The 23,086-nt window shown below is 68.7% G+C and carries 23 protein-coding genes; 12 read left to right on the top strand and 11 right to left on the bottom strand.

Going from position 1 to position 23,086, the window contains the following annotated elements; genetic code table 11:
• The first annotated feature begins 103 nt into the window (after window positions 1-103).
• From ACUYTF_RS11465 to ACUYTF_RS11485, 5 genes are all read left to right on the top strand, one after another.
• On the top strand, window positions 104-748 hold the full coding sequence (locus ACUYTF_RS11465) for an NAD(P)H-binding protein (protein ID WP_434143303.1): 645 nt from the start codon (window positions 104-106) through the stop codon (window positions 746-748).
• A 158-nt stretch (window positions 749-906) separates the two neighbouring features.
• Window positions 907-2,475: a DUF7059 domain-containing protein gene (locus ACUYTF_RS11470; protein WP_434143305.1), complete on the top strand. Its 1,569-nt coding sequence runs from the start codon at window positions 907-909 to the stop codon at window positions 2,473-2,475.
• A 12-nt stretch (window positions 2,476-2,487) separates the two neighbouring features.
• Window positions 2,488-3,825, top strand: coding sequence for a histidinol dehydrogenase (gene hisD / locus ACUYTF_RS11475; protein WP_434143618.1), 1,338 nt, complete (start codon window positions 2,488-2,490; stop codon window positions 3,823-3,825).
• Window positions 3,826-3,827: 2 nt separating this feature from the next.
• The gene (gene nrdR / locus ACUYTF_RS11480; protein WP_434143307.1) at window positions 3,828-4,310 is read left to right on the top strand and encodes a transcriptional regulator NrdR; all 483 of its coding nucleotides are present in this window, start codon (window positions 3,828-3,830) and stop codon (window positions 4,308-4,310) included.
• 3 nt (window positions 4,311-4,313) lie between these two features.
• Entirely contained in the window at window positions 4,314-5,357 is a 1,044-nt protein-coding gene (locus ACUYTF_RS11485) for a quinone-dependent dihydroorotate dehydrogenase (protein ID WP_434143309.1), read from the top strand.
• 110 nt (window positions 5,358-5,467) lie between these two features.
• Here the strand turns inward: ACUYTF_RS11485 and ACUYTF_RS11490 are convergent, their stop codons facing one another.
• Window positions 5,468-6,031: a DUF3043 domain-containing protein gene (locus ACUYTF_RS11490; RefSeq protein WP_434143311.1), complete on the bottom strand. Its 564-nt coding sequence runs from the start codon at window positions 6,029-6,031 to the stop codon at window positions 5,468-5,470.
• Window positions 6,032-6,194: 163 nt separating this feature from the next.
• Here ACUYTF_RS11490 and erpA point away from each other — a divergent pair, with 163 nt between their 5' ends.
• From erpA to ACUYTF_RS11520, 6 genes are all read left to right on the top strand, one after another.
• Complete coding sequence (gene erpA, locus ACUYTF_RS11495) at window positions 6,195-6,569, top strand: iron-sulfur cluster insertion protein ErpA (protein WP_434143313.1); 375 nt, start codon at window positions 6,195-6,197, stop codon at window positions 6,567-6,569.
• A gap of 153 nt (window positions 6,570-6,722) precedes the next feature.
• On the top strand, window positions 6,723-7,595 hold the full coding sequence (gene ctaC, locus ACUYTF_RS11500; protein WP_434143315.1) for an aa3-type cytochrome oxidase subunit II: 873 nt from the start codon (window positions 6,723-6,725) through the stop codon (window positions 7,593-7,595).
• The gene (gene ctaD, locus ACUYTF_RS11505; RefSeq protein ID WP_434143317.1) at window positions 7,595-9,238 is read left to right on the top strand and encodes an aa3-type cytochrome oxidase subunit I; all 1,644 of its coding nucleotides are present in this window, start codon (window positions 7,595-7,597) and stop codon (window positions 9,236-9,238) included. Before ctaC ends, ctaD begins: the two co-directional genes overlap by 1 nt.
• An 18-nt stretch (window positions 9,239-9,256) precedes the next feature.
• Window positions 9,257-9,679 (top strand): aa3-type cytochrome oxidase subunit IV, encoded by a 423-nt coding sequence (gene ctaF, locus ACUYTF_RS11510; protein WP_434143319.1) that lies wholly within the window; start codon window positions 9,257-9,259, stop codon window positions 9,677-9,679.
• Between the two features lie 12 nt (window positions 9,680-9,691).
• Window positions 9,692-10,135: a GNAT family N-acetyltransferase gene (locus ACUYTF_RS11515; protein WP_434143321.1), complete on the top strand. Its 444-nt coding sequence runs from the start codon at window positions 9,692-9,694 to the stop codon at window positions 10,133-10,135.
• A gap of 2 nt (window positions 10,136-10,137) precedes the next feature.
• Complete coding sequence (locus ACUYTF_RS11520; protein ID WP_434143323.1) at window positions 10,138-10,584, top strand: TetR family transcriptional regulator; 447 nt, start codon at window positions 10,138-10,140, stop codon at window positions 10,582-10,584.
• Between the two features lie 681 nt (window positions 10,585-11,265).
• On the opposite strand, the gene qcrB is transcribed toward ACUYTF_RS11520, so the two are convergent.
• From qcrB to ctaE, 4 genes are read right to left on the bottom strand one after another with little or no spacing between them, the layout of a single operon-like run.
• Window positions 11,266-12,873, bottom strand: coding sequence for a cytochrome bc1 complex cytochrome b subunit (gene qcrB / locus ACUYTF_RS11525; protein ID WP_434143325.1), 1,608 nt, complete (start codon window positions 12,871-12,873; stop codon window positions 11,266-11,268).
• Window positions 12,870-13,982, bottom strand: coding sequence for a cytochrome bc1 complex Rieske iron-sulfur subunit (qcrA, locus tag ACUYTF_RS11530; RefSeq protein WP_434143326.1), 1,113 nt, complete (start codon window positions 13,980-13,982; stop codon window positions 12,870-12,872). The genes qcrB and qcrA overlap by 4 nt, the downstream gene beginning before the upstream one ends.
• 51 nt (window positions 13,983-14,033) lie before the next feature.
• Window positions 14,034-14,834 (bottom strand): cytochrome bc1 complex diheme cytochrome c subunit, encoded by an 801-nt coding sequence (qcrC, locus tag ACUYTF_RS11535; RefSeq protein ID WP_434143328.1) that lies wholly within the window; start codon window positions 14,832-14,834, stop codon window positions 14,034-14,036.
• A gap of 21 nt (window positions 14,835-14,855) precedes the next feature.
• A complete protein-coding gene (gene ctaE / locus ACUYTF_RS11540; RefSeq protein ID WP_434143329.1) occupies window positions 14,856-15,461 on the bottom strand; it encodes an aa3-type cytochrome oxidase subunit III in 606 nt (201 codons plus the stop codon).
• A gap of 182 nt (window positions 15,462-15,643) precedes the next feature.
• Here ctaE and trpD point away from each other — a divergent pair, with 182 nt between their 5' ends.
• A complete protein-coding gene (trpD, locus tag ACUYTF_RS11545) occupies window positions 15,644-16,711 on the top strand; it encodes an anthranilate phosphoribosyltransferase (RefSeq protein ID WP_434143331.1) in 1,068 nt (355 codons plus the stop codon).
• A 77-nt stretch (window positions 16,712-16,788) separates the two neighbouring features.
• Here the strand turns inward: trpD and ACUYTF_RS11550 are convergent, their stop codons facing one another.
• The 6 genes from ACUYTF_RS11550 to ACUYTF_RS11575 form a co-directional block, all read right to left on the bottom strand.
• The gene (locus tag ACUYTF_RS11550) at window positions 16,789-17,781 is read right to left on the bottom strand and encodes a peptidoglycan DD-metalloendopeptidase family protein (protein WP_434143333.1); all 993 of its coding nucleotides are present in this window, start codon (window positions 17,779-17,781) and stop codon (window positions 16,789-16,791) included.
• Between the two features lie 83 nt (window positions 17,782-17,864).
• A complete protein-coding gene (locus ACUYTF_RS11555; RefSeq protein ID WP_434143335.1) occupies window positions 17,865-18,485 on the bottom strand; it encodes a phosphoribosylanthranilate isomerase in 621 nt (206 codons plus the stop codon).
• A 79-nt stretch (window positions 18,486-18,564) separates the two neighbouring features.
• Window positions 18,565-19,815 carry an MFS transporter gene (locus ACUYTF_RS11560; protein ID WP_434143337.1) on the bottom strand — a complete coding sequence of 417 codons (1,251 nt, stop codon included), beginning with the start codon at window positions 19,813-19,815 and terminating at the stop codon, window positions 18,565-18,567.
• Between the two features lie 103 nt (window positions 19,816-19,918).
• Window positions 19,919-20,566 carry an MBL fold metallo-hydrolase gene (locus ACUYTF_RS11565; RefSeq protein ID WP_434143339.1) on the bottom strand — a complete coding sequence of 216 codons (648 nt, stop codon included), beginning with the start codon at window positions 20,564-20,566 and terminating at the stop codon, window positions 19,919-19,921.
• A 68-nt stretch (window positions 20,567-20,634) separates the two neighbouring features.
• Window positions 20,635-21,483, bottom strand: coding sequence for a universal stress protein (locus tag ACUYTF_RS11570; RefSeq protein WP_449279847.1), 849 nt, complete (start codon window positions 21,481-21,483; stop codon window positions 20,635-20,637).
• A gap of 48 nt (window positions 21,484-21,531) precedes the next feature.
• The gene (locus ACUYTF_RS11575; protein WP_434143341.1) at window positions 21,532-22,971 is read right to left on the bottom strand and encodes a glyceraldehyde-3-phosphate dehydrogenase; all 1,440 of its coding nucleotides are present in this window, start codon (window positions 22,969-22,971) and stop codon (window positions 21,532-21,534) included.
• Window positions 22,972-23,086: the final 115 nt, after the last annotated feature.

Genomic DNA, 23,086 nt, shown 5'->3' on the forward strand with positions numbered 1-23,086 from the left:
GGCGGCCCCCGGAGCCGCCGACCGCGTTCGCTCAGCCCCGCCGGCAGGAGTAATCTGCGAGGTGAGAACCACGGTGCGAGCCACGACAGAGCGGAGACTGGACATGACGACGTTGACGGTGATCGGCGGAAGCGGCTACGCGGGGGCGCACATCCTGGAGGCGGCCGCCGTGCGCGGGCTCGAGGCGCGCAGCCTGAGCCGGAGCGAGGTCGCCGAGCAGATCGGCGGCGTGGAGTACCGTCGCGGTTCGATCGCCGATCAGGCCGCCCGCGCCCGGGCCATCGAGGGCTCCGACGTCGTGATCGCGGCGATCTCGCCGCGCGGCGACATGCTCGGGCAGGTACGCCCGGCGATCGCCGCCCTCGCAGCGGAGGCGGCGGCGGCCGGCGTGCGCCTGGGAGTCATCGGCGGCGCGGGATCGCTGCTGCAGTCCGAGGGCGGCGACCTCGTGATGAACGCCCCCGGTTTCCCCGAGGCGTTCACAGCCGAGGCCGCCGAGATGAGCGGCGTGCTCGACGACCTGCGGGCCGCGCCCGAGAACCTCGACTGGTTCTACGTGAGCCCGGCCGGTGGATTCGGCGCCTTCGCGGCGGGCGAGTACCGCGGCGAGTACCGGGTCGGCGGCGACGTGCTGCTCGTCGACGATGCGGGGGAGTCGCAGATTTCGGGCGCCGACTTCGGCGTCGCCGTCGTCGACGAGGTCGAGGCGGCGGAGCACCGCCGCGAGCGCATCACCTTCGCCTACTGAGCGGGCGCGGGCGCGGGGTTGCCTGTGCCCGTGCGAGTCCCGGTGCGACCTCGCTCGGATCCTGCAGCTCGTTCGGATGAATCGGTGCGCTTCCATCCGAACGGGCTCTCGTCTCCGAATGACGTCGCGGGCGAGCGCGGGGTCGATACTCTGGTGGCGTGGATGAGAGCCTGATCGAACTGCTGCGCGCCGACCTGAAAGCCGCCGGATACTCGGCCGGCGCGGTGGAGACCCTGCTCGGGCCCGCCGCCGACGGGGCCCGGCAGCGCGGAGTATTCGCCCCCGCCCGGCGGGTGCTCGCCGCGCGCGAGGGGTCGGCGCTGGCGACGCTCGTGCGGGTGTTCCTGCTCGGCGAATCCGCCGCTGCCGAAGAGATCGAGGCGGCGCTGCCCGAGCTCGGCGCCGCCGGCGCGGCCGGGCTCGGACTCGTCGATTCCGACACCGGCGAGGGCTCCGGAGCCGGTGCCTTCCGCGCCGCGCTCTCGCTGAACCCCGTGCGCATCGCCGACGCCGTCGCGACCGAGCCGCAGGAATGGATCGTGCTCTCCGACCTCGACGATCAGCTGCGGCGCGGCCCGGCGCGCCCCGACCACGTGATGGGCGTCGGCGGTGCGACCCGGTCGCTCATCGCCCAGGCTCCCGCGGGCGCCGTCGCACGCGGCCTCGACCTCGGAACGGGCTGCGGCATCGTCGCGATGCACCTCGCCCTGCGCGGGCCGGTCGTCGCGACCGACATCTCCGAGCGCGCGCTGCGCATCGCGCGGGCGAACGCGCGGCTGAACGGGGTGGGCGGCCTCATCGAGTTCCGCCGGGGCGACCTCTTCGCCCCGGTGGCGGGGGAGAGCTTCGACCTCGTGCTCTCGAACCCGCCGTTCGTCATCACCCCGCGGGGCTCCGATGCGCCGATCTACGAGTACCGCGACGGCGGTCTCGTCGGCGACGAGCTCGCGGCACGGGTCGTGAGCGGGGCTCCCGGGCTGCTCTCACCGGGAGGCCAGCTCGTCTGCCTCGCCAACTGGGAGTCGCCGTGGGGCGCGAACGGCCTCGAGCGGGTGCGGGGGTGGGTCGACGCCGCGGCCCGAACGGCCGGCCCGGTGTCGGCCTGGGTGATCGAGAGGGATCGCCTCTCGCCCGAGCAGTACGCCGAGACCTGGGCGCGCGACGGCGGGGCCCGACCCGGCGATGCCGAATACGAGCGCCTCATGGAGGCATGGCTGGACGACTTCGCCGCGCGCCGTATCGTATCGATCGGGCTCGGCGCGGTGCGCGTGCGCCGGGAGGGCCCCGACGCTCCGGGCGGCGGGCGGGCAGATGCGCTCGTGCACGTCGACCAGGCGGAGGGGCGGTATGCAGATGAGGGACTCGGATCCCTGATGCAGCACGCCTTCGCAGCGGGCGTCACCGCCGCGCGCATGTCCGATGCGGCAGTGCTCGCCGCGCACTGGGCGGTCGACCCGGCCGTCGTCGAAGAGCGCATCCACCGGCCGGGCGAGGAAGCGCCGACCGCGATCACGCTGATCACCGACCGGCCGATCGCCCGCCGCGTCACGGCCGACACTCTGCTCGCCGCCGCCGTCGGGGCCTGCGACGGGGAGCTGAGCCTCGGGCAGATCGCAGACGCCCTCGCGACCATCCTCGAGGTCGATGCCGGAGCCGCCGCGGAGGCGCTCGTCGCCGGTGCGCGCGAGCTCGCTTGGCTCGGAATGCTCGCGCCCGCCGATCGGTAGAATGGACGAGTGATGCGAACTATCGATCTTCGAGGGCGGGAGCTCTCCCGCACCGACCTGCTCCGACTGGTCCCGCGCGCAGCGCTCGATGCCGGGACCGCGGTCGAGCGGGTGCGCCCGCTCGTCGCCGACGTCGCCGAGCGCGGCGAGGAATCGCTCCGCGAGCAGGCACGGGATTTCGACGGAGTGGAAGGCCATGCGTTGCGCGTGCCGGCGGAGGCCATCGCCGAGTCGCTCGCCGATTGCCCGCCGGAGGTCGAGGCGGCGCTCACCGAGCTGATCGCGCGCCTGAGCCGCGGCTCGGCCGCCCAGGTGCCCGCCGAGCAGGTCACCCGCTTCGCCGACGGCGCCGAGATCCGCCAGCGCTGGCAGCCCGTGTCGCGGGTCGGCCTCTATGCTCCCGGCGGCAAGGCCGCATATCCGTCGTCCGTCATCATGAACGCGGTCTCGGCCCAGGTCGCCGGGGTGCCGAGCCTCGCCCTGGCCTCGCCCGCGCAGGCGGATAACTCCGGCCTCCCGCATCCCGCCGTGCTCTGGGCGGCCGCCCTGTGCGGCGTCGACGAGGTGTACGCCATCGGCGGCGCAGGGGCCATCGCGGCGTTCGCTCACGGAGTCCCCGCCATCGGCCTCGAACCCGTCGACGTCGTCACCGGGCCGGGCAACGTGTTCGTCGCAGCGGCGAAGCGCGTCGTGAGCGGCCTCGTCGGCATCGATTCGGAGGCCGGCACCACCGAGATCCTGATCATCGCCGACGGCACGGCCGACCCGGCGTTCGTCGCGGCCGACCTCATCAGCCAGGCCGAGCACGACGAAGCCGCGGCCTCCGTGCTCGTCACCGATTCCGAGGCGTTCGCGGCGCGGGTCTCCGAGGAGATCGCGCGGCGCGCACCGCGCACGAGGCACGCCGACCGCGTGGCGATCGCGCTGGGCGGTCCGCAGTCCGCGATCATCCTCGTCGACGACCTCGCGACCGCCGCTCGCGTGAGCAACGCCTACGGCCCCGAGCATCTCGAGATCCAGACCGGCGACGACGAGGCCGTGCTCGGCGACATCAGCGATGCGGGCGCGATCTTCGTCGGCGGCTACACTCCGGTGAGCCTCGGCGACTACCTCGCGGGGTCGAATCACGTGCTGCCGACCGGTGGCACCGCACGCTTCTCGGCCGGGCTCGGCGCGCACACCTTCCTGCGGCCGCAGCAGATCATCTCGTACGACCGCGCCGCACTCGCCGCGGTCGAGACGCCGCTGCTCGCACTCGCGGGCGCCGAGGGGCTCCCCGCCCACGGCGAGGCCGTGAGCGCGCGCTTCGAAACCGTCTCGGCCCCCGAGACCACTGCGAAGGAGGGCTGATCATGCACTGCCCGTTCTGCCGCCACCCCGACTCCCGCGTCATCGACTCCCGCACCGCCGATGACGGGCTCTCGATCCGTCGTCGCCGGCAGTGCCCGGAGTGCGGCCGGCGCTTCACGACGACCGAGACCGCGAGCCTCACCGTGATCAAACGCTCGGGCGTCGTCGAGCCCTTCAGCCGCGAAAAGGTCATGAGTGGGGTGCGCAAGGCCTGCCAGGGGCGCCCGGTCACCGACGCCGATCTCGCGGTGCTCGCGCAGCAGGTCGAGGAGTCGGTGCGCGCCACCGGCATCGCTCAGTTCGACGCCAACGAGATCGGGCTCGCAGTACTGCCGCACCTGCGCGAGCTCGACGAGGTCGCCTTCCTGCGCTTCGCGAGTGTCTACCAGGCCTTCGAATCGTTGGCAGATTTCGATGCCGCAATCGCCGAATTGCGTGCCCACCCGGCAGGCGAATCGCCCGCCCCGACGGCTTCGGAGGCCTGACGCATGCGGTTGTACCCGCTCCTCTTCCAGACCGTACTCCGCCGCATGGACCCCGAACGCGCGCACCACCTGGCATTCCGCGTGATCCGGGCCGTGCCCTTCGCGGGCGGCATCGTGCGGCGCTTCTGCGCGCCCGATCCCTCGCTGCGGGTGCGCGCGCTGGGCATCGACTTCCCGAGCCCGTTCGGCTTGGCCGCCGGGTTCGACAAGAACGCCGAGGGCATCATGGGCCTCGGCGGCATCGGCTTCGGCCACGTCGAGGTCGGCACGCTCACCCGCCACGCCCAGGCCGGCAACCCGAAGCCCCGCATGTTCCGTCTCGTCGACGACCGCGGCCTCATCAACCGCATGGGGTTCAACAACGGCGGCTCCGCGGCCGCGCTGCCGCGCATCGAACGCGCCCGCCTCGATCGCCACCGCCCCGTCATCGGGGTCAATATCGGCAAGAGCCGCGTGACCGCGGTCGAAGACGCCGTATCCGACTACGTCTGGAGCGCCGAGCGGCTCGCGCCGGTCGCCGACTACCTCGCGGTCAACGTGAGCTCGCCGAACACGCCGGGGCTGCGCGGACTGCAGGAGCTCGAGATGCTCGAACCGCTGCTCGCCGCGGTCAAGCAGGCGGCGGGCGATACGCCGCTGCTCGTGAAGATCGCCCCGGATATGGGCGACGAGCAGATCGACGGCATCGTGGCGCTCGCGGTGCGCCTCGATCTCGACGGCATCATCGCCACGAACACGACCATCGCGCGCACCGGGCTCTCGGCCCCGGCCGACGAGGTCGAGGCGATGGGCTCCGGCGGGCTGTCAGGGGCCCCTCTCCAGAGCCGAGCGCTCGAAGTGCTGCACCGCATCACCCGCGCCGCGCCCGCCGGGTTCTGCGTGATCTCGGTCGGAGGCGTCACCGATGCCGCCGACGTGCTCGCGCGGCTGCAGGCCGGGGCGACGCTGGTGCAGGGCTTCACGGCGTTCATCTACGAGGGGCCGCTGTGGGCGCGCGCCATCAACCGCGGGCTGGTGCGCGCCGGATGGCGGGGGAGCCGGGCCTAGAAAGCGAAGACCGACCGGTCGCGCGAGATCGCGCCGGTGAACGACGAAGCGGGGGTGCGATCCTGGAACATCCAGGATCGCGCCCCCGCTCTCGTTCGGAGCCGCTGAGATCAGGAGGGGAAGGCGCCCCGCTTGTTCTGCGGCTTCGGAGCGCGCATGGGGCGGAACTGGAACGCGCGCATCGCGGCGTACCAGCGGAAGCCCTTCTCGACCTTGCCCTCGCCGAACTTATCGGTGAGCTTGCGCTGCAGGCGCAGGCCGAGGAGGACCGCGTCGAGCACCGCGAGCCCGACGAATCCCCACACGATGTAGAGGCTGTAGAGCTGCAGCGTGCCCGGGATGAAGGTGAGCACCAGCACGACGAGCATCATGGGGATGAGGAACTCGCCGATGCTCCAGCGCGCATCGACGTAGTCGCGCACGAAGCGGCGCTGCGGCCCGCGATCGCGGGGCATGAGGTAGCGCTCCTCGCCCTGCAGCATGCCGATACGGGCGCGCTCGCGCGCCTCGTTCTGGGCCCGCCGCTGCTCCTTGAGCACCGACTTGTCCTTGGAGCCGACGATCGGGCGCGCGTTCGCCGCCTCCGCCTGCTTGCGGCTGGGGGTCGGCCGCCCCTTGCCGGCCGTGGCCTTCTCCTTGCCGTTGCCGACTTCCTCAGCGCCCGTCTCTGCCACGCCCGTCCCTTCCGAAATGCGCTCGCGCGCGAAGAATCCAGCACGCGGCGCACGATACGACCGCATGCATACCGGACCAGCCTACATCGAAGCATTGCGGGCGGGCTCCGCGCGGTAGAGTTGAGGGGAAGCCTCACGTGCAAGTCTTGAAGGAGTGGGTCGAATGACTACAGGAACGATTGCTGCCGAGGAGACCGGCGCCGCGGAGCAGGCGCACGGTGTGAAGCTCAGCGAGGCCGCCCGCGACAAGGTGAGCAGCCTGCTGGCGCAGGAGGGGCGCGATGATCTGCGCCTGCGCATCGCGGTGCAGCCGGGCGGATGCTCGGGCCTCATCTACCAGCTCTACTTCGATGAGCGCGAGCTCGATAACGACGCGGTCGTCGCCTACGACGGCGTCGAGGTCGTCGTCGATGCCATGAGCGTTCCGTACCTCGACGGCGCTTCGATCGACTTCGAGGACACCATCCAGAAGCAGGGATTCACGATCGATAATCCCAACGCCGAGGGCAGCTGCGCCTGCGGCGACAGCTTCAGCTGAACGATCGAATCGCGCGAGTCGCCGCGACACCCCTCCCGTGTTCGGGAAACGTTCAGCTTCGCGCTAAGCTAAGTAACACATGACCAGCTTCGCCTGAGCTTATGCAGGTATCGACAAAGTTTCGAAAGGTATGCGGTGCGTTCCAATCGTCGAATGAAATGGGTCGCGGCCCCGGTGGCACTTGCGGCTGCACTGGCGTTCGCGGGCTGCACGCCCGAACAGCAGCGCGGCTTCTTGCCCGAGGGATCCGTGGGCGCCACGAGCCAGACTGACGGCATCACCGGCCTGTGGGTGACCTCCTGGACGGTGCTGCTCATCGTCGGCATCATCACCTGGGGCCTGATCATCTGGGCCACGATCGTCTACCGTCGCCGCAAAGGCGAGACCGGCCTGCCGGTCCAGCTGCGGTACAACATGCCGATCGAGACCTTCTTCACCGTCGTGCCGGTCCTCCTGATCCTCGGCTTCTTCGCGTTCACCGCGCAGGAGCAGTCGCAGATCGAGGCGCGCTACGACAATCCCGAGAACGTCGTCGAGGTGTTCGGCAAGCGCTGGGCATGGGACTTCAACTACCTGAACGACGACGTCTACTTCTCGGGCGTGCAGGTGCAGACCGATGACACCGGCGAGGCGAAGGCCGAGACCGTGCCGGTGCTCTACCTGCCGGTCGACAAGACCACCGAGATCCGTCTCGAGACACGAGACGTCATCCACTCGTTCTGGGTCGTGGACTTCCTGTACAAGAAGGACATGATCCCGGGGCAGACCAACTACATGAGCTTCACTCCGGAGAAGACCGGAACCTTCATGGGCAAGTGCGCCGAGCTCTGCGGCGAGTACCACTCGATGATGCTCTTCGAGGTCAAGGTCGTCGAGCAGGACGAGTACGACGCGTACGTCGCCTCGCTGCGCGAAGAGGGCAACACCGGCACCGCCGGCGAGGAACTGAACCCGAACCAGGCTCACTTCCAGAGCGACGAGGCGAAGGCCGAGAACGAACACCAGACGAATAGCGAGAAGAAGTGATGAAGAAGGGCAATGTCATCGTCTCGTGGTTGACATCCACGGACCATAAGGTGATCGGATACATGTATCTGATCAGCTCCGTCGTGTGGTTCATGATCGGCGGCCTCCTGGCGCTCCTGATCCGCGCGCAGCTGTTCGCTCCCGGTCTCGAGGTCATTCCGACCAAGGAGCAGTACAACCAGCTCTTCACGATGCACGGCACGATCATGCTGCTGATGTTCGCCACCCCGCTCTTCGCGGGCTTCGCGAACGTCATCATGCCGCTGCAGATCGGCGCCCCCGACGTCGCGTTCCCGCGCCTGAACGCCTTCGCGTTCTGGCTCTACTCCTTCGGCTCGCTGATCGCCGTCGGCGGCTTCCTCACCCCGCAGGGTGCGGCATCGTTCGGCTGGTTCGCATACGCGCCGCTCTCGGACGTCACGTTCTCCCCGGGCGTCGGCGGCAACCTCTGGGTGCTCGGCCTGGGCATCAGCGGCTTCGGCACCATCATGGGCGGCGTGAACTTCATCACGACCATCATCACGATGCGCGCTCCCGGCATGACCATGTGGCGCATGTCGATCTTCACCTGGAACACGCTGATCACTTCGATCCTCGTGCTCGTCGTCTTCCCCGTGCTCGCGGCTGCGATGTTCGGCCTCGCCGCCGACCGCATCTTCGGTGCGCAGATCTACAACGGCGAGGGCGGAGCCATCCTCTGGCAGCACCTCTTCTGGTTCTTCGGCCACCCCGAGGTGTACATCATCGCGCTGCCGTTCTTCGGCATCGTCTCCGAGATCTTCCCGGTCTTCAGCCGCAAGCCGATGTTCGGGTACAAGACCCTCGTCTACGCGACGATCGCCATCGCCGCGCTGTCGATGACCGTCTGGGCGCACCACATGTACGTCACCGGCTCCGTGCTGCTGCCGTTCTTCTCGCTGATGACGATGCTCATCGCGGTGCCCACCGGCGTGAAGATCTTCAACTGGATCGGCACCATGTGGCGCGGCTCGATGACGTTCGAGACGCCGATGCTCTGGTCGCTCGGCTTCCTCGTGACCTTCATCTTCGGCGGCCTCACCGGCGTCATCATGGCGTCGCCGGCGCTCGACTTCCATATCTCGGACACCTACTTCATCGTCGCCCACTTCCACTACGTGGTCTTCGGCACGGTCGTGTTCGCGATGTTCGCGGGCTTCTACTTCTGGTGGCCGAAGTGGACGGGCAAGATGCTCAACGAGCGCCTCGGCAAGCTCCACTTCTGGACGCTGTTCATCGGCTTCCACTGCACCTTCCTCGTGCAGCACTGGCTCGGAGTCATGGCCATGCCCCGCCGCTACTACACCTACCTGCCTTCGGACGGCGTCACGTGGGGCAACCAGCTGTCGACGGTCGGCGCCATGATCCTCGGCGCATCGATGATCCCGTTCCTGCTGAACGTGTACATCACCGCGCGCCGCGCACCGAAGGTGACCGTGGACGACCCGTGGGGCTACGGCCGCTCGCTCGAGTGGGCGACCTCCTGCCCGCCGCCGCGCCACAACTTCACCTCGATTCCGCGCATCCGCTCGGAGGCCCCGGCGTTCGATCTCAATCACCCCGAGGTCAGCGGCATCGTCCAGCCCGGTCGCGAGCTCGAACGCGAGCTCGCCGAGAAGCACTAGAACTGAGGATATTCAGTCATGAAGTCAAGTATCGTCATCTTCTGGTTGATCGCGGCCTACTTCGCGCTCATCGGTGCCGTCTACACCGTCTGGAACTATCTGGTCCACAGCTACTTCGAGTGGGCGGGTTCGCTGGCCATCACCGGTGCAGCATTCCTGGCGGGTCTCATCGCCGTGTACCTGATGCTCGTGCAGAAGAAGCAGGGCGGCATCCTCACCGAGGATCTCGACGACTCGGACATCGATGACGGCGACCCCGAGATCGGCGAGTTCAGCCCCTGGAGCTGGTGGCCGATGTTCCTCGCCGCAGCCTGCTCCCTGTTCATGCTCGGAATCTGCGTCGGATTCAATTTCTGGCTCACGTTCCTCGCCGTGCCGCTCATCCTCGTGAGCATCGTCGGCTGGGTGTACGAGTACTACCGCGGCTACTTCGCACGCTAAGAGGCGCCGCACGTGAGTATCACGATTCGCCGAGGCCGGGCCGAAGACGGGAAGTTCGTCTTCGACCTGGCCCGGCAGTTCTCCACCGGTCGCGAGCCGATCGGCCGCGACGAGTTCTTGGTCGCCTACGACAACGTGCTGCGCCGCCGCGACCAGGAGACCAATGTGCTCTTCGTCGCCGAGCACGACGGTCGGGTCGTCGGCTACTCGCTTATGACCGTGTCGCGGCTGCTGCACGCGCCGGGCCTGACGGCGCACCTGCAGGAGATCGTCGTCGATGAGGCATCGCGCGCCCACGGCGTCGGCGATCGCCTCGTCGATGCGAACGAGCACTACTGCATGGGACGCGGCGTACGCCAGCTCTCCGCTTCCACCGCGCGCATCGGCTCCTTCTACAATCATCGAGGGTTCGAGGCCGTCGGCGAACACTATCGCAAGCTCCTCGATCTGGGATGACCATGGCGCCACGACGTGCGCGTCGCAGACCCGGCGAGAATCGGGCGCAGCTTCTGGAGGCCGGACTCATCGAGTTCGGCCTCTTCGGCTATCACGGCGCATCCACCGCATCGATCGCCGCACGCGCCGGCGTGCCCCAACCGCACCTCTACGCGAACTTCAGCGGTAAGCAGGAGCTCTTCCTCGCCTGCCTCTCCGAGGCCTCAGCAGCGCTGCTGGGTGCCGGGGGAGCGTCCGATGGATCTCGGCCCGGTCTGATGGTGCTCCAGGCCGTCGCCGCAGCCCGCGACGAACCGCTGCGCGGCGCCCTGAACGACGAACTCGTGCACTTGCGTACTCGGATCGGCGAGGCCGCCTTCGATCGGATCCTGGCCGCTGCTGCGGCCGCTCAGCTCGGTGTCCCGTCCGGTGTCCCGCCCGGTGATCAGGGCGGCGGGCAGCCCGTGTAGGAGCCCCGCTGGGCGGCATGCGCGGGTGGATGCTCCGCGCCCCGTTGTTCGCTTGTTCGTCTGTTCGTCAGCTCATCATGCGCCCCGCGGGGGCGAGGACCGGTGGGGCGAGGACCGGTGGGGGCGAGGACCGGTGGGGCGAAGGAGTCGTGCCTCGGTGCTCGGCGGCTCGGCAGGGGGAGCCGGGCTCTCCGCCTCACGAGTGCCGTTGAGCCAGCCTGGAGGCCTGGAGGCCTGGAGGCCTGGAGACCTGGGAGCCCGTGTGCCCGTGAGCCCGATGGCATTCTCGAGGCCGTGAGGCGACGCACGTCGCTCGAGGCGCTCGAACACCGTTCCTGTCTCTTCAGGCGCCCCTTATGCACGAGACGACGGTGTACTGATCGGAATCCACGGGGGCGTCTCGTGCTAATAGGGGGCGTTTCGCGGGCCCGGTGGGGTAGCACGGGCGTGGTGGTACTGGGCGGGCCTGGTGGTACTGGCGGGCGAGGTGGATTCTCGCGGGTGCGGTGAATTGACCGGTGCGGCGCCGGGGATGCCGCTGAGATTGCCGCATCGAGTTTGCCGCACTGAGATTGCCGCGCTGAGATTGCCGCACTGAGATTGCCGCACCGGGGGTGCGCACACAGGTGCGGCCCCGCAGGAATGAACCTGCGGGGCCGCACCCGAGAATACGGACGATGCCTAGTGGTGGCCGCCCTGCTCGATCTCGCCCTGCGTGGGCGGAACGATGCGGTCCTCGAAGAACCAACGGCTGAAGCCGGCGCGGAGGCGCTTGCCGAACGGGATGCGACCATCGTCGTTCGGGCGCAGCATCAGCGGCGCGTAGTCGTGGTAGCTCACGAGCTGCCAGCGCTCGTACTCGTCCAGGTCCTTGTGGATCTCGACGAACTCGCCGCCCGAGAGGCGCACAATGCGCGCCGACTCGTAACCGTGCAGTGCGATCGAACGATCCTTCTTCTGCAGACCGAGGCAGATGCGCTTGGCCGTGAAGTAGGCGATGATCGGGCCGAGGATGAGTAGGGCCTGCAGAGCGTGGATCACGCCCTCCATCGAGAGCTGGAAGTGCGTCGCCATGAGGTCGGAGCTCGCGCCGGCCCACATGACCGCGTAGAAGGTGACGCCTGCGGCGCCGATCGCGGTGCGAGTGGGGGCGTTGCGCGGGCGGTCGAGCAGATGGTGCTCGCGCTGGTCGCCGGTCACCCAGGCCTCGATGAACGGGTAGATCATGACGAGGACGATGAAGAGACCGATGATGATCAGCGGGAGCAGCATGTTCCACGACCAGGTGTAGCCGAACCACTCGGTCTCGAGCCCCGGCGGTACGAGGCGCAGCATGCCGTCGGCGAAGCCGATGTACCAGTCGGGCTGGGTACCGGCAGACACGGGGGAGGGATCGTACGGGCCGTACGCCCAGATCGCATTGATGCCCACGATCGACGAGATCAGCACGATGACGCCGAAGACGATGAAGAAGAAGCCGCCGGCCTTCGCCGCGTACACGGGGAGCACGGGGAAGCCGACCACGTTCTGCTGGGTCTTGCCCGGGCCGGGGTACTGCGTGTGCTTGTGGATGACCACGAACGCCAGGTGGAGCGCGACGAACAGGATCACCATCGCGGGGAGCACCATGATGTGCAGCATGTACAGGCGGCCGACGATCGCCGTGCCCGGGAACTCGCCGCCGAAGAACAGGAACGAGAGCCAGGTGCCGATCACGGGGATCGCCTTGATGATGCCGTCGATGATGCGGAGGCCGTTGCCCGAGAGCACGTCATCGGGGAGCGAGTAGCCGGTGAAGCCCTCTGCCATCGCCAGGATGAAGAGCACGAAGCCGATGACCCAGTTGAGCTCGCGCGGCTTGCGGAACGCACCCGTGAAGAAGATGCGCAGCATGTGCAGGCCGATGGATGCCACGAACAGGAGCGCAGCCCAGTGGTGCACCTGACGCATCAGGAGGCCGCCGCGGATCGAGAACGAGATATCGAGCGTCGACGCCATGGCGGCGGACATCTCGACGCCCTTCATGCCCATGTACGGGCCGTCGTAGACGACCTCGGCCATGGAGGCCTGGAAGAACAGCGTCAGGAAGGTGCCCGAGAGCAGGATGACGACGAAGCTGTAGAGCGCGACCTCGCCGAGGAGGAACGACCAGTGGTCGGGGAAGACCTTGCGGCCGAACTCCTTGACGGCGACGCCGATCTTGGTGCGCTCGTCGATGTAGTTCGCGGCAGCAGCGGTGAAACGGCTCGAGCCGTTCTGCGCGGGGGTTTCAGTTACGGTGCTGGTCACTTGAGACGCTCCCAGTAGCTCGGGCCGACGGGTTCATGGAAGTCGCTCTGCGCGACCAGGTAGCCCTCGTCGTCGACGGTGATGGGCAGCTGCGGCAGCGGACGCTTCGCCGGGCCGAAGATGACCTTCGCGTGCTCGGAGACGTCGAATTGCGACTGGTGGCAGGGGCAGAGCAGGTGGTGCGTGTGCTGCTCGTAGAGCGCGACCGGGCAGCCGACGTGCGTGCAGACCTTGGAATACGCGACGATGCCGTTGTACGACCAGCCCTCGCGCTCGGGCAGCTCCTTGAGCTCGCTCTGGTCGAGACGCATGAGCAGCACGATCGCCTTGGCCTTCGCATCGAGGAAGTGGTCGCTGCCGCCGCGTTCGTCGAGGCCGAGCTTCTCGAACTCCTCGTGGGTGAGGTTCTCGGGAATGACATGGAATGCGGAGCCGATGGTGACCTCGCTGGCCTTGATCGGAATGCCGGAGGGGTCGCGGGCGAGTCGCGTGCCCTCGGTCCACATCGTGTGCTTGAGGATCTGCACCGGGTCGCGATCCTGCGGTGCGAGGCTGCGCAGCAGGGTGATGCCGGGAAGCGGGAAGGCGATCAGCGCGCCGAGCAGGCTGTTGCGCACGAGCGAACGGCGCGAGAAGCCCGACTCCTTGTCGGCGAGCTCGAAGACCTCGGCCGAAGCCTCGCGGGTCGGGGCGTCGCTCGGCACCGGGTGGCGCAGATCGATCGACTCGTGGTCGGCCATGATGGCCTTGCCCCAGTGCACCGCGCCCGTACCGACGGCGAGCAGCGCGAGCGCCATGCCGAGGCCCACGAAGAGCGTGTGCATCCGGACGGCCGAGAGATCGCCCGACTCGATCGGGAAGAACATGTATGCGAGTACCGCGCCGAGGCTGCCCGCGATCGAGATGTAGAAGAGCGTGTAGACGGTGCGCTCGGCACGCTTCTCGCGCTTCGGATCGAGGTCGGTGACACGCTTCCGGTGCGGGGGAAGGCCCGGATTCTGAACAGCGTCTGATGAGAGCACGGCCGTACCGACGCTCTCACCCCCGCCGTGGCTCTGGGCGGCGACAACGGCGCTTTCGTCGCCGTTGTACTTCGCTTCCTCTGCCATGTTGCTCCTTGAATTACTGAACTAGTCGATATCTGTGCGCCGTGGTCGAAACTAGTTCGACTTCGCGGTGACCCAGACGGTGAGACCGATGATCGCGCCGAGGCCGATCACCCAGATGAAGAGGCCTTCGGCGACGGGGCCGATCGAGCCGAGGGTGAGGCCGCCGACCGAGGGGGCGTTCTCGATGTACTTGAGGTACGAGATGATGTCGGCCTTCTCGCTGGGCGAGATGTTCGCATCGCTGAAGACGGGCATGTTCTGCGGGCCGGTGACCATGGCCTCGTAGATGTGAGTCGGTGCGACACCGGTGAGCGCCGGGGCGAACTTGCCCTCGGTGAGCGCACCGCCGGCGGCCGAGACGTTGTGGCACATGGCGCAGTTGATGCGGAAGAGCTCTCCACCGCTCGCGATGTCGCCGTCGGCCTGGAGGTACTGGGTCTCGGGCAGGCCGGGTCCGGGAGCGAGCGAGGCCACGTACGCGGCCATCTGGAGCGTCTGCTCCTCGGTGAACTGCTGCGGCTTGACCATGCCCTGCGGCCCCTGGAAGGCGAGGGGCATGCGGCCGGTGCCGACCTGGAAGTTCACCGAAGCCGCGCCGACGCCGTACAGCGACGGGCCGTCATCGGTGCCCTGCGCTCCGGTGCCGTGGCACGTCGCGCAGTTCGCCGCGAACAGCTTCTGGCCCTCTTCGATGGTCTGAGGAGAGGTGAGATCGATCTCGGCCGTCGCGGACGTCTGGCTGAAGCCGGTGTAGGCGGCTCCGGTGACGAGCAGGCCGACTGCGACGAGTGCAGCAGTGGCGAGCGGGTGGCGACGACCCGACTTGCGTAAATTCTTCTTGGCGCGAGCCATGATGCCGGTTTCTCCTGATCCTTATTTGAGGACGTAGATGATGATGAAGAGGATGATCCACACGATGTCGACGAAGTGCCAGTAGTAGGACACGACGATTGCGGTGGTCTCTTCCTTGTGCGTGAAGTTCTTGACGGCGTAGAGGCGTCCGATGACGAGCAGGAACGCGACCAGGCCGAGCGACACGTGGATGCCGTGGAAGCCGGTGGTCATGTAGAACGCGGAGCCGTACGGGTCGGAGGACAGGGTGATGCCCTCGGAGACGAACGTCGCGTACTCGAACGACTGGCCCGCGACGAAGATCGCGCCCATGAAGAAGGTCAGGTAGAACCACTCGACGGTGCCCAGCTTGCCGTTCGCGCGGCGGGGGCGGCCGTTCTCGGCGGCGAAGACGCCGGCCTGGGCGGTGAAGGAGGAGGCGACCAGGATCAGGGTGTTGATCAGCGCGAAGGTGAAGTTGTGCTTCGCGGTCTGTTCGGCCCAGAGCTCCGGGTTCATGGCGCGCAGCGTGAAGTAGATCGCGAAGAGGCCAGCGAAGAACATGACCTCGCTGCCGAGCCACACGATCGTGCCGACGGCGACGAGATTCGGTCGCTTCACCGAGGGCACGGCTGACTTGGTATTCATAGTGGTCGTTGTCACCCCTCCATTATGGCTGAAAGTTTGGTGTGCGTTTTCATCGGGGGTCGGCGCGCCGAACTTTCTGCGTGTACTTCAGCAAGCTTATCGTGCTCAGGCGCCCGTCCGTGCACGCCGGGCGCCCCTCGTTCGTCCGACGAGCACCCCTCGTCGATCGGTAGAATCGGCACATGATCGATGAACGCAACTGGCCGACGGTTCTCACGACTCTGCTCAGCGGCGGCGACCTCAGCGTGTCGCAGGCCGATTGGGCGATGACGACCTTCATGACGGGCGCGGCGACGGACGCGCAGATCGGCGCCTTCCTCGTCGCTCTGAACTCGAAGGGCGTCACGGTCGACGAGGTGATCGGGTTCCGCGACGCGATCCTCGCCGAGGCCGAACCGATCTCGTTGCCGGCGATGTCGCTCGACATCGTGGGTACCGGCGGCGACCGCTTCGGCACCGTGAACATCTCGACGATGGCCTCGATCACGGCCGCCGCAGCCGGCGCGCCGGTGGTCAAGCACGGCAATCGTGCCGCGAGCAGCCTCTCGGGATCCTCCGACGTGCTGACGGCGCTCGGGGTCGACCTGGCCTTGGACGCGGATCGGCTGCGCGAAGCGTTCGACGATGCGGGCATCGCCTTCGTGCATGCCGCGCGGTTCCTCACCGGCTTCCGCCACGTCTCCGCGCCGCGAGCGGAGCTCGGCATTCCGACCGTCTTCAACTTCCTCGGCCCGCTGTGCAATCCGGTGCGTCCCGAGGCCTCCGCCGTCGGCATCGCAGATCTCGAGAAGGTTCCGCTGTTCGTCGGCGTCTTCCAGCTGCGCGGCGCTTCCGCGCTCGTGTTCCGCGGCGACGACGGGCTCGACGAGCTGACGACGACGGGGCATTCGCGCTTGTGGGAGGTCAGCCGCGGCGCGGTGACGGAGCACGACATCGATCCCCGCGATCTCGGCATCGCCCGCGCTTCGGTGGCCGACCTCGTCGGCGGAACGCCCGACGAGAACGCCGAGGTGGTGAAACGGGTGCTGGGCGGCGAACGGGGGCCGGTGCGCGATATCGTGCTGCTCAACGCCGCTGCCGGGCTCGTCGCCTTCGATCTCGCGCGCGACGCCGAGACGGCCGAGCAGCCGCTGCTCGAGCGCCTCGCGCGCGGTTACGAGCGTGCAGGAGACGCGATCGATTCGGGCCGTGCGGCCGCGAAGCTCGACTCGTGGGTGCGGGCGACCTCGGGGCGCGCATCGGGCGCCTGAGCGGAAGCGCGGAACGGGCCCGGGAACCAGTGCGCCGCACGGGTTCCCGGGCCCGTTCCGTTCGCGTCGGCGGCGCGCTACTTCGCTGCCGGAGCGGGGGTCTCCGCTGGCCGATCCATGCGGTAGTACTTCGCGAGGAAGGGCATCGGGTCTACGGGTTCGTCGTCCACGCGCAGCGCCAGGTGGAGGTGCGCGCCGAAGGCCATGCCGGTCGCGCCGACCTTGCCCGCGGGGTCGCCCATCTTCACGACGTCGCCGACCGCGTAGTCGTGCGAGCTGTACTGCATGTGGCAGTAGCGGCTCGTGACCTCTGCGCCGTCGATGGTGTGCTCGACCTTGAGGCCGAAGCCGCAGCCGTCGGTCGTCGGGCCCGCTTCGGTCACGGTGCCGTCGGCGATGACCTGGATGGGCGTGCCCTCGGAAGCAGCGAAATCCTGCGCATCGTGGAACTGCTCGACGGGCGCCGTGCGGTAGCCGAACGGATCCGTGAGCATCACCGGCGCGGCGAACGGGTAGTTGACGAGGGACTGCGGGCGGAACGCGAACTGCTGCGGCGACGAATCGTCAGCGACGACGGCCTCGACCGCGTCGACGGAGGCGAGCGATTCGGGGAGGTCGTCGCCGGAGAACTCCGAGAACAGTCGCTGCTGGCTCGCGGCGGGGGCCGCGGCTTCGGTGGCGCTGCTGTCGAGCACGGGGAGGGCGAACGCGAGCACGAACGCGGCGACGCCGGCGACCGCCGATGCCTGGGTGAAGCGCCGGGCGAAGGTCGGGCGCCGGCGGGCGGGCGGCTTCGCGGCGGGAGCGGCGGCGTCGGGCTTGTGCTCGCGCAGCGGGAGGCGCACCGAAGCGGTGATCGGAGAGGCCTCTCGGGCATCGGCGGTCGGGGGATCGGTCGTCGACGCCTGCGCGTCGCCCTCGAGCGCCTGCGAGGCGGCGGACTGAGAGACCTCGGTCTGCAGTGCTTCGAGCGGGGGCTCCGCGGGTGCTTCCGTCGATGCCGCCGCCGCGCGTTCGCGGAGGGTGCGGCGGGACGGGTATCGTTCGCCGGGCGCGGGGGTGTCTGTCATTCGAGCTTTCTGCTGTCGAGCCGTGCGGTGTGACGCACAAAAGATAACGAATAGGTTACAACGAAGTGAATCGAAACGCCAGACTAGGCGCCCGGTACGCCTCGGGCGGCAGTGATGAACCGATGTATCCGATCGCGATCCTTGCGGCCAGGCGAGCTCTCGACCCCGCTCGATACGTCGACGCCCCAGGGATCGACGAGCGCCACGGCTGCGCCGACGTTCTCGGCGTCGAGGCCGCCGGCCAGCAGCCACTGCCCACCCAGCCGATCGGGCGCGTCCCCCTCGCGCAGCTGCGACAGGTCCCACGTCTCGCCCGACCCGGGTACCGCGCCGTCGATGAGGAGGCGCTCCTCGCCGAACTCGCCCGCGCGGAGCCCGCTCGAGATCGGGACCGCGCGCCACAGGCGCGGCATCAGGCGGCCTGCGGCAGCGAAGTCAGCCGCGTCGTATCCGCCGTGGAGCTGGAGCACATCGAAGCCGAGGCGCTGCGCGGTCCGTGCGGCGTCCGCCGCCGGGATACCGCGGACGACCAGCACGGTGTCGATCCCGGTACCCCGCACCGCGGCGACGACCGAAGCCGCCTGCTCCTCGCTCGCGTCGCGCGGGCTGCCGGGGCTCATCACCACGCCGATGGCGTCGGCGCCCTCGTCGGCGACGAATCGGGCGTCCCCGGCCTCGCGCAGGCCGCAGATCTTCACGTACATGCGGGGTTCCTCTCGGAGCTCGTCGCGCCGGGCGGGGCGCATCGCAACTCCAGCGTAGCGCCGGTGGTGCACCGCAGAGCTACTGATCGGGATCGGTCGGGATCGTCGGAAGCCCGATGGTGTTGAGGTCGCGCGCCTTATCGCGGCGCTCGATAGCGATGCTCACCACGAGCAGCAGCGCGCCGAGGGCGGCGAGTGCGGCGCCGACCCAGCCGGGGGCGAGGTAACCGAGCCCACCCGCGATCGCGAGGCCGCCGAGCCAGGCGCCGAGGCCGTTGCCGACGTTGAAGGCGGCGTGATTGATCGCCGCGCCGAAGAGCGCGGCCTCGTTCGAGATGCGGATGAGGCGGGCCTGGACTGCGGGGAGCAGCACCGACGAGGTGAAACCCACGAGCAGCACGCCGATGATGAGCCCGACCGCGCTGCCGGCGAGCTGCGTGTAGGCGAGCATCGAGAGGATGAACGCGACGAAGCCGAGGAGCGCGGTGCGGTTGAGGTTGCGGTCGCTCGCCCAGCCCCCGAAGACGTTGCCGAACGTCATGCCGATGCCGAGGGTCGAGAGCACCCAGGGTACGGCTCCGGCCGGGAGACCCGTCTCGCGGGTCGTGACCTCGGCGATGTACGAGTAGACGGCGAAGAATCCGCCGAAACCGACCGCCCCGACCCCGATGAGCACCCAGATGCGGGGGTTCAGCAGTGCGGAGATCTCGCTCCGCGGGCTGCGGCTCGGGTTGCCCGGGAACCGGGGGAGGAAGAGCACGACGAGCAGCATCGTGACGGCGAACAGGAATGCGACGAGCAGGTAGACGGCCCGCCAGCCGAAGGCCTGGCCGAGCCAGGTGGCGAGCGGCACGCCGACCACGTTGGCGAGCGTGAGACCCGTGAGTGACAGTGCGACGCCCTTGCCCTGGCTGCCGGGGCCCATGAGGCGGGCGGCGAGCAGCGCGGACACCCCGAAGTAGGCGCCGTGGGGCAGCCCCGCGATGAAGCGGAACGCCGCGAGGGTGCCGAAGTTCGGCATGCAGGCCGATAGGGCCGTGCCGACGATGAACAGTGCGAGCAGCCAGAAGGCGAGCCTCGTCTGCGACATGCGCGCGCCGAACACCGAGAAGAGCGGCGCCCCCACGACGACGCCGAGCGCGTATACGGTGATGAGCATTCCCGCCCGGGCGATGACGGTATCCGGTGAGGCGTCGAATCCGGGAAGGAGGTCGCGCGCGATCTCGGGGAGCACGCCCATGGTCGCGAACTCGGTGACGCCGATCGCGAAGCCGCCGAGCGCGAGCGCGAAGAGCGCGAGATTGCGGCGGATCGGGGAGAGCTGCTGCATGGGTGGGCGCCTATCCGGGATCAATGGCGGGCGGCGCCGACGACGGCGCGGCCCTGAGGTACGGGTGCGCGTCGTCGCGGTCCTGCAAGACTATCGGGTGCGCTCACCAGCCGCGCGCGAGCCACGCCTCAATCTCCCGGCGCTCGGCCGCGATGGTCGTGCCGTCGCCGTGCCCCGGGCGGACGGTCGTCGCGTCGGGCAGCGTGAAGAGCTCGCCCCGGATCGACTCGATGATCTGCGGGAAGCTCGAATACTCCCAGCGGGTCGCTCCGGGACCGCCCTGGAACAGGGTGTCGCCGGAGAAGACGGTGCCGAGCGAGGGCGCGAGGAAGCACACGGACCCCGGCGTATGGCCCGGGGTGTGCACCGTCACGATCTCGGTGCCCGCGATGAGGAAGGCCGCGCGGTCGGCCAGTTCGAAGTCGGGAGTCGTCCCCGGATGGGCCTCCTCCCAGAGGAAGAGGTCGGCGGGGTGCAGATAGAGGTGCGTATCGAGGCGATCCGCAGCGGCGCGCGCCGCGTTCACGTGGTCTTCGTGACCGTGGGTCAAGAGGATGCCGAGCGCATCTCGATCGCCGACGGCGGCAGCGATCGCGTCGGCATCGTGGGCGGCGTCGATGACGATCGCCTGGGAATCGTCGCCGACGATCCATACATTGTTCTCGAGCTCGACGCCCTCCGGCGGCATCCCGGGCCTGCCCGCCCCGATGCTGCCGGTCGTCACGACGCGCTCGATGCGCACCTCTGCCATGCTCCTCCGATGTTCTGCTGTTCGAGCGGGCGGGGAACGCCGCCCGCTCCGTCGGCCTCGGCCAGTGATCAGTTCCGCGTCACGATGACGGGGCACGGGAGCGCCTGCAGCACCCCGTGGCTGACCGAGCCGAGCAGCAGGCGGCTGAGTCCGCCCCGGCCGCGGCTGCCGACGACGAGCAGCGACGCGCCTTCGGCAGCCTGCACGAGCGCGGCCACGGGCGACGCCTGGATGATCTCGCGCTTGACCTCGAGATCGGGGTAGCGGGACGCGAGACCCGCGATCCCGATCGCGATGGCCTCTTCGGCGGCGGCCTTCTGGGAATCGACGAGCTCCTCGCTCCACAGGTACTCGAGCCCTGGAGTGAGCGGCGGCATCCAGGCGTAGACCGCGATGAGCGGCACCTGGCGCCGCGACGCCTCCTCGGCCGCGTAGGCGACCGCCTTGCGGGAGGCGTCGGAGCCGTCGACGCCGACGACGACGCCCGCGTTGGGGCGCACGTCGTACTCGGCCGGCACGACCGCCACGGGGCAATGCGCCACGGCGGCGATCTTCACCGCCCGGGTGCCGAAGAGCGACCCCGCGAATCGGCTGCCGCTGTGGGCCCCGAGCACCAGCAGGTCGGCGCGCTTCGACGCCTCCTCGACCTCGGCGATGGGGTGGCCCACGACCGCGGTACCCGCGATGGGGCCCGCGAAACCGATCTGCTTCGCGTAGTCGCTCTCGGCCTGCAGCATCTGCTCGGACGCCTTCTGGGCTTCGGAGAGGAATGCCACGCTCTCCGAGAGGAAGGAGTCGTCGGCCACGTGCAGCAGCTCGACCTCGGCGCCGCGCTCGGTCGCCCGGGCGAGCCCCCAGGCGAGCGCCTTCTTGCTGTGCTCGGAGCCATCGACCCCGATGAGGTACTTCTCGGACATGAGCTGGGCCCTTCTCTTCGATTTACCGGAATGCGGACGATGCGCGGGTCAGGCCTCGAGCGCCGGGAAGCGCCGGGGCTGCACGCCGCTGAGCTGTTCGATGATGCGCACCACCTGGCAGCTGTAGCCGTACTCGTTGTCGTACCAGACGTAGAGCACGGCGCTGTCGCCGGTGACGATGGTCGCGAGGCCATCGACGATGCCGGCGCGGTTCGAGCCGACGAAGTCGTTCGAGACGATCTCGGGCGATTCGACGAAGTCGACCTGCGTGCGCAGCGCGCCGGTCAGCGAGACCTGGCGCAGGAACTCGTTGATCTCGTCGCGGGTGGTCGGCTGCTCGAGCTGCAGATTGAGTACGGCCATCGAGACATCGGGCGTGGGCACGCGGATCGCATTGCCGGTGAGCTTGCCCTCGAATTCGGGGAGGGCCTTCGCGACGGCCTTGGCGGCGCCGGTCTCGGTGAGCACCATGTTGAGCGCCGCGGAGCGGCCCCGGCGATCGCCCTTGTGGAAGTTGTCGATGAGGTTCTGGTCGTTGGTGTACGAGTGCACCGTCTCGACGTGGCCGCGCGTGACTCCGAAGCGGTCGTTCAGCACCTTCAGCACCGGCGTGATCGCGTTGGTCGTGCACGACGCGGCGCTGACGATGGTGTGCTCGTCGGTGATCTTGTCGTTGTTCACGCCGTAGACGACGTTCAGCATGTCGCCCTTGCCCGGCGCCGTGAGCAGCACGCGGGCGATCCCCTTGTTCTGCAGATGCTGGCCGAGCCCCTCGGCGTCGCGCCAGCGGCCCGTGTTGTCGACGAGCACGGCGTTCTCGATGCCGTACTCGGTGTAGTCGACGCTCGCCGGGTCGTTCGAATAGATCACCTGGATGCGCACGCCGTTCGCGAGGATCGCATCTTCGTCCTCGAGCACGCGGATGGTGCCGTTGAACGGGCCGTGCACCGAGTCGCGGCGCAGGAGGTTGGCGCGCTTGACGAGGTCGTTCTCGGCGCCCTTGCGCACGACGATGGCGCGCAGGTTCAGGCCGTTGCCCGAGCCCGAGTGGTCGATGATGATGCGCGCGAGGAGGCGTCCGATGCGGCCGAAGCCGTACAGCACGACATCGGTGCCGGTGCCGCGCTCGGCGCCGATGGTGGGCGCGAGCACCTCGCGCAGGTAGGCCTCCATATCGCTGCGGCCCGATTCGCGGAAGCCGCCCGCGAGCAGCGCGAGGTCGACCGATGCGGGGCCGGGCTGAATGGCGGCGAGCCCCTCGACCACCCGCACCGTCTCCTCGAGCGGCAGCTCGACGTCGTCGATCTTTCGGGCGAAGCTGTGGGCTCGGATGATTTCGATCGGCGAGACGCCGACGAGGCTGCGGCCGTGGACGGACATGACGATGTCGTGGTCTCGATAGAGCTGGCCGATCAGCGGGATCATCCGCTCGGCGAGCTCCTGCTTCGCCTTCCAGGCTTCGAGGTGAGCATCAGCGCGCTGGTTCATGGAAACGGAGGGTTCCTTTCAACGATGGTTCGAAGTGTCGGCCTGCCCGCCGGGCCGCATCGTGGCGGCACTCCCAGTATCCCATGACCCGGAGCATGACGCCCTATGACACGAA

It is taken from the genome of Leucobacter sp. GX0328 (assembly GCF_053567315.1).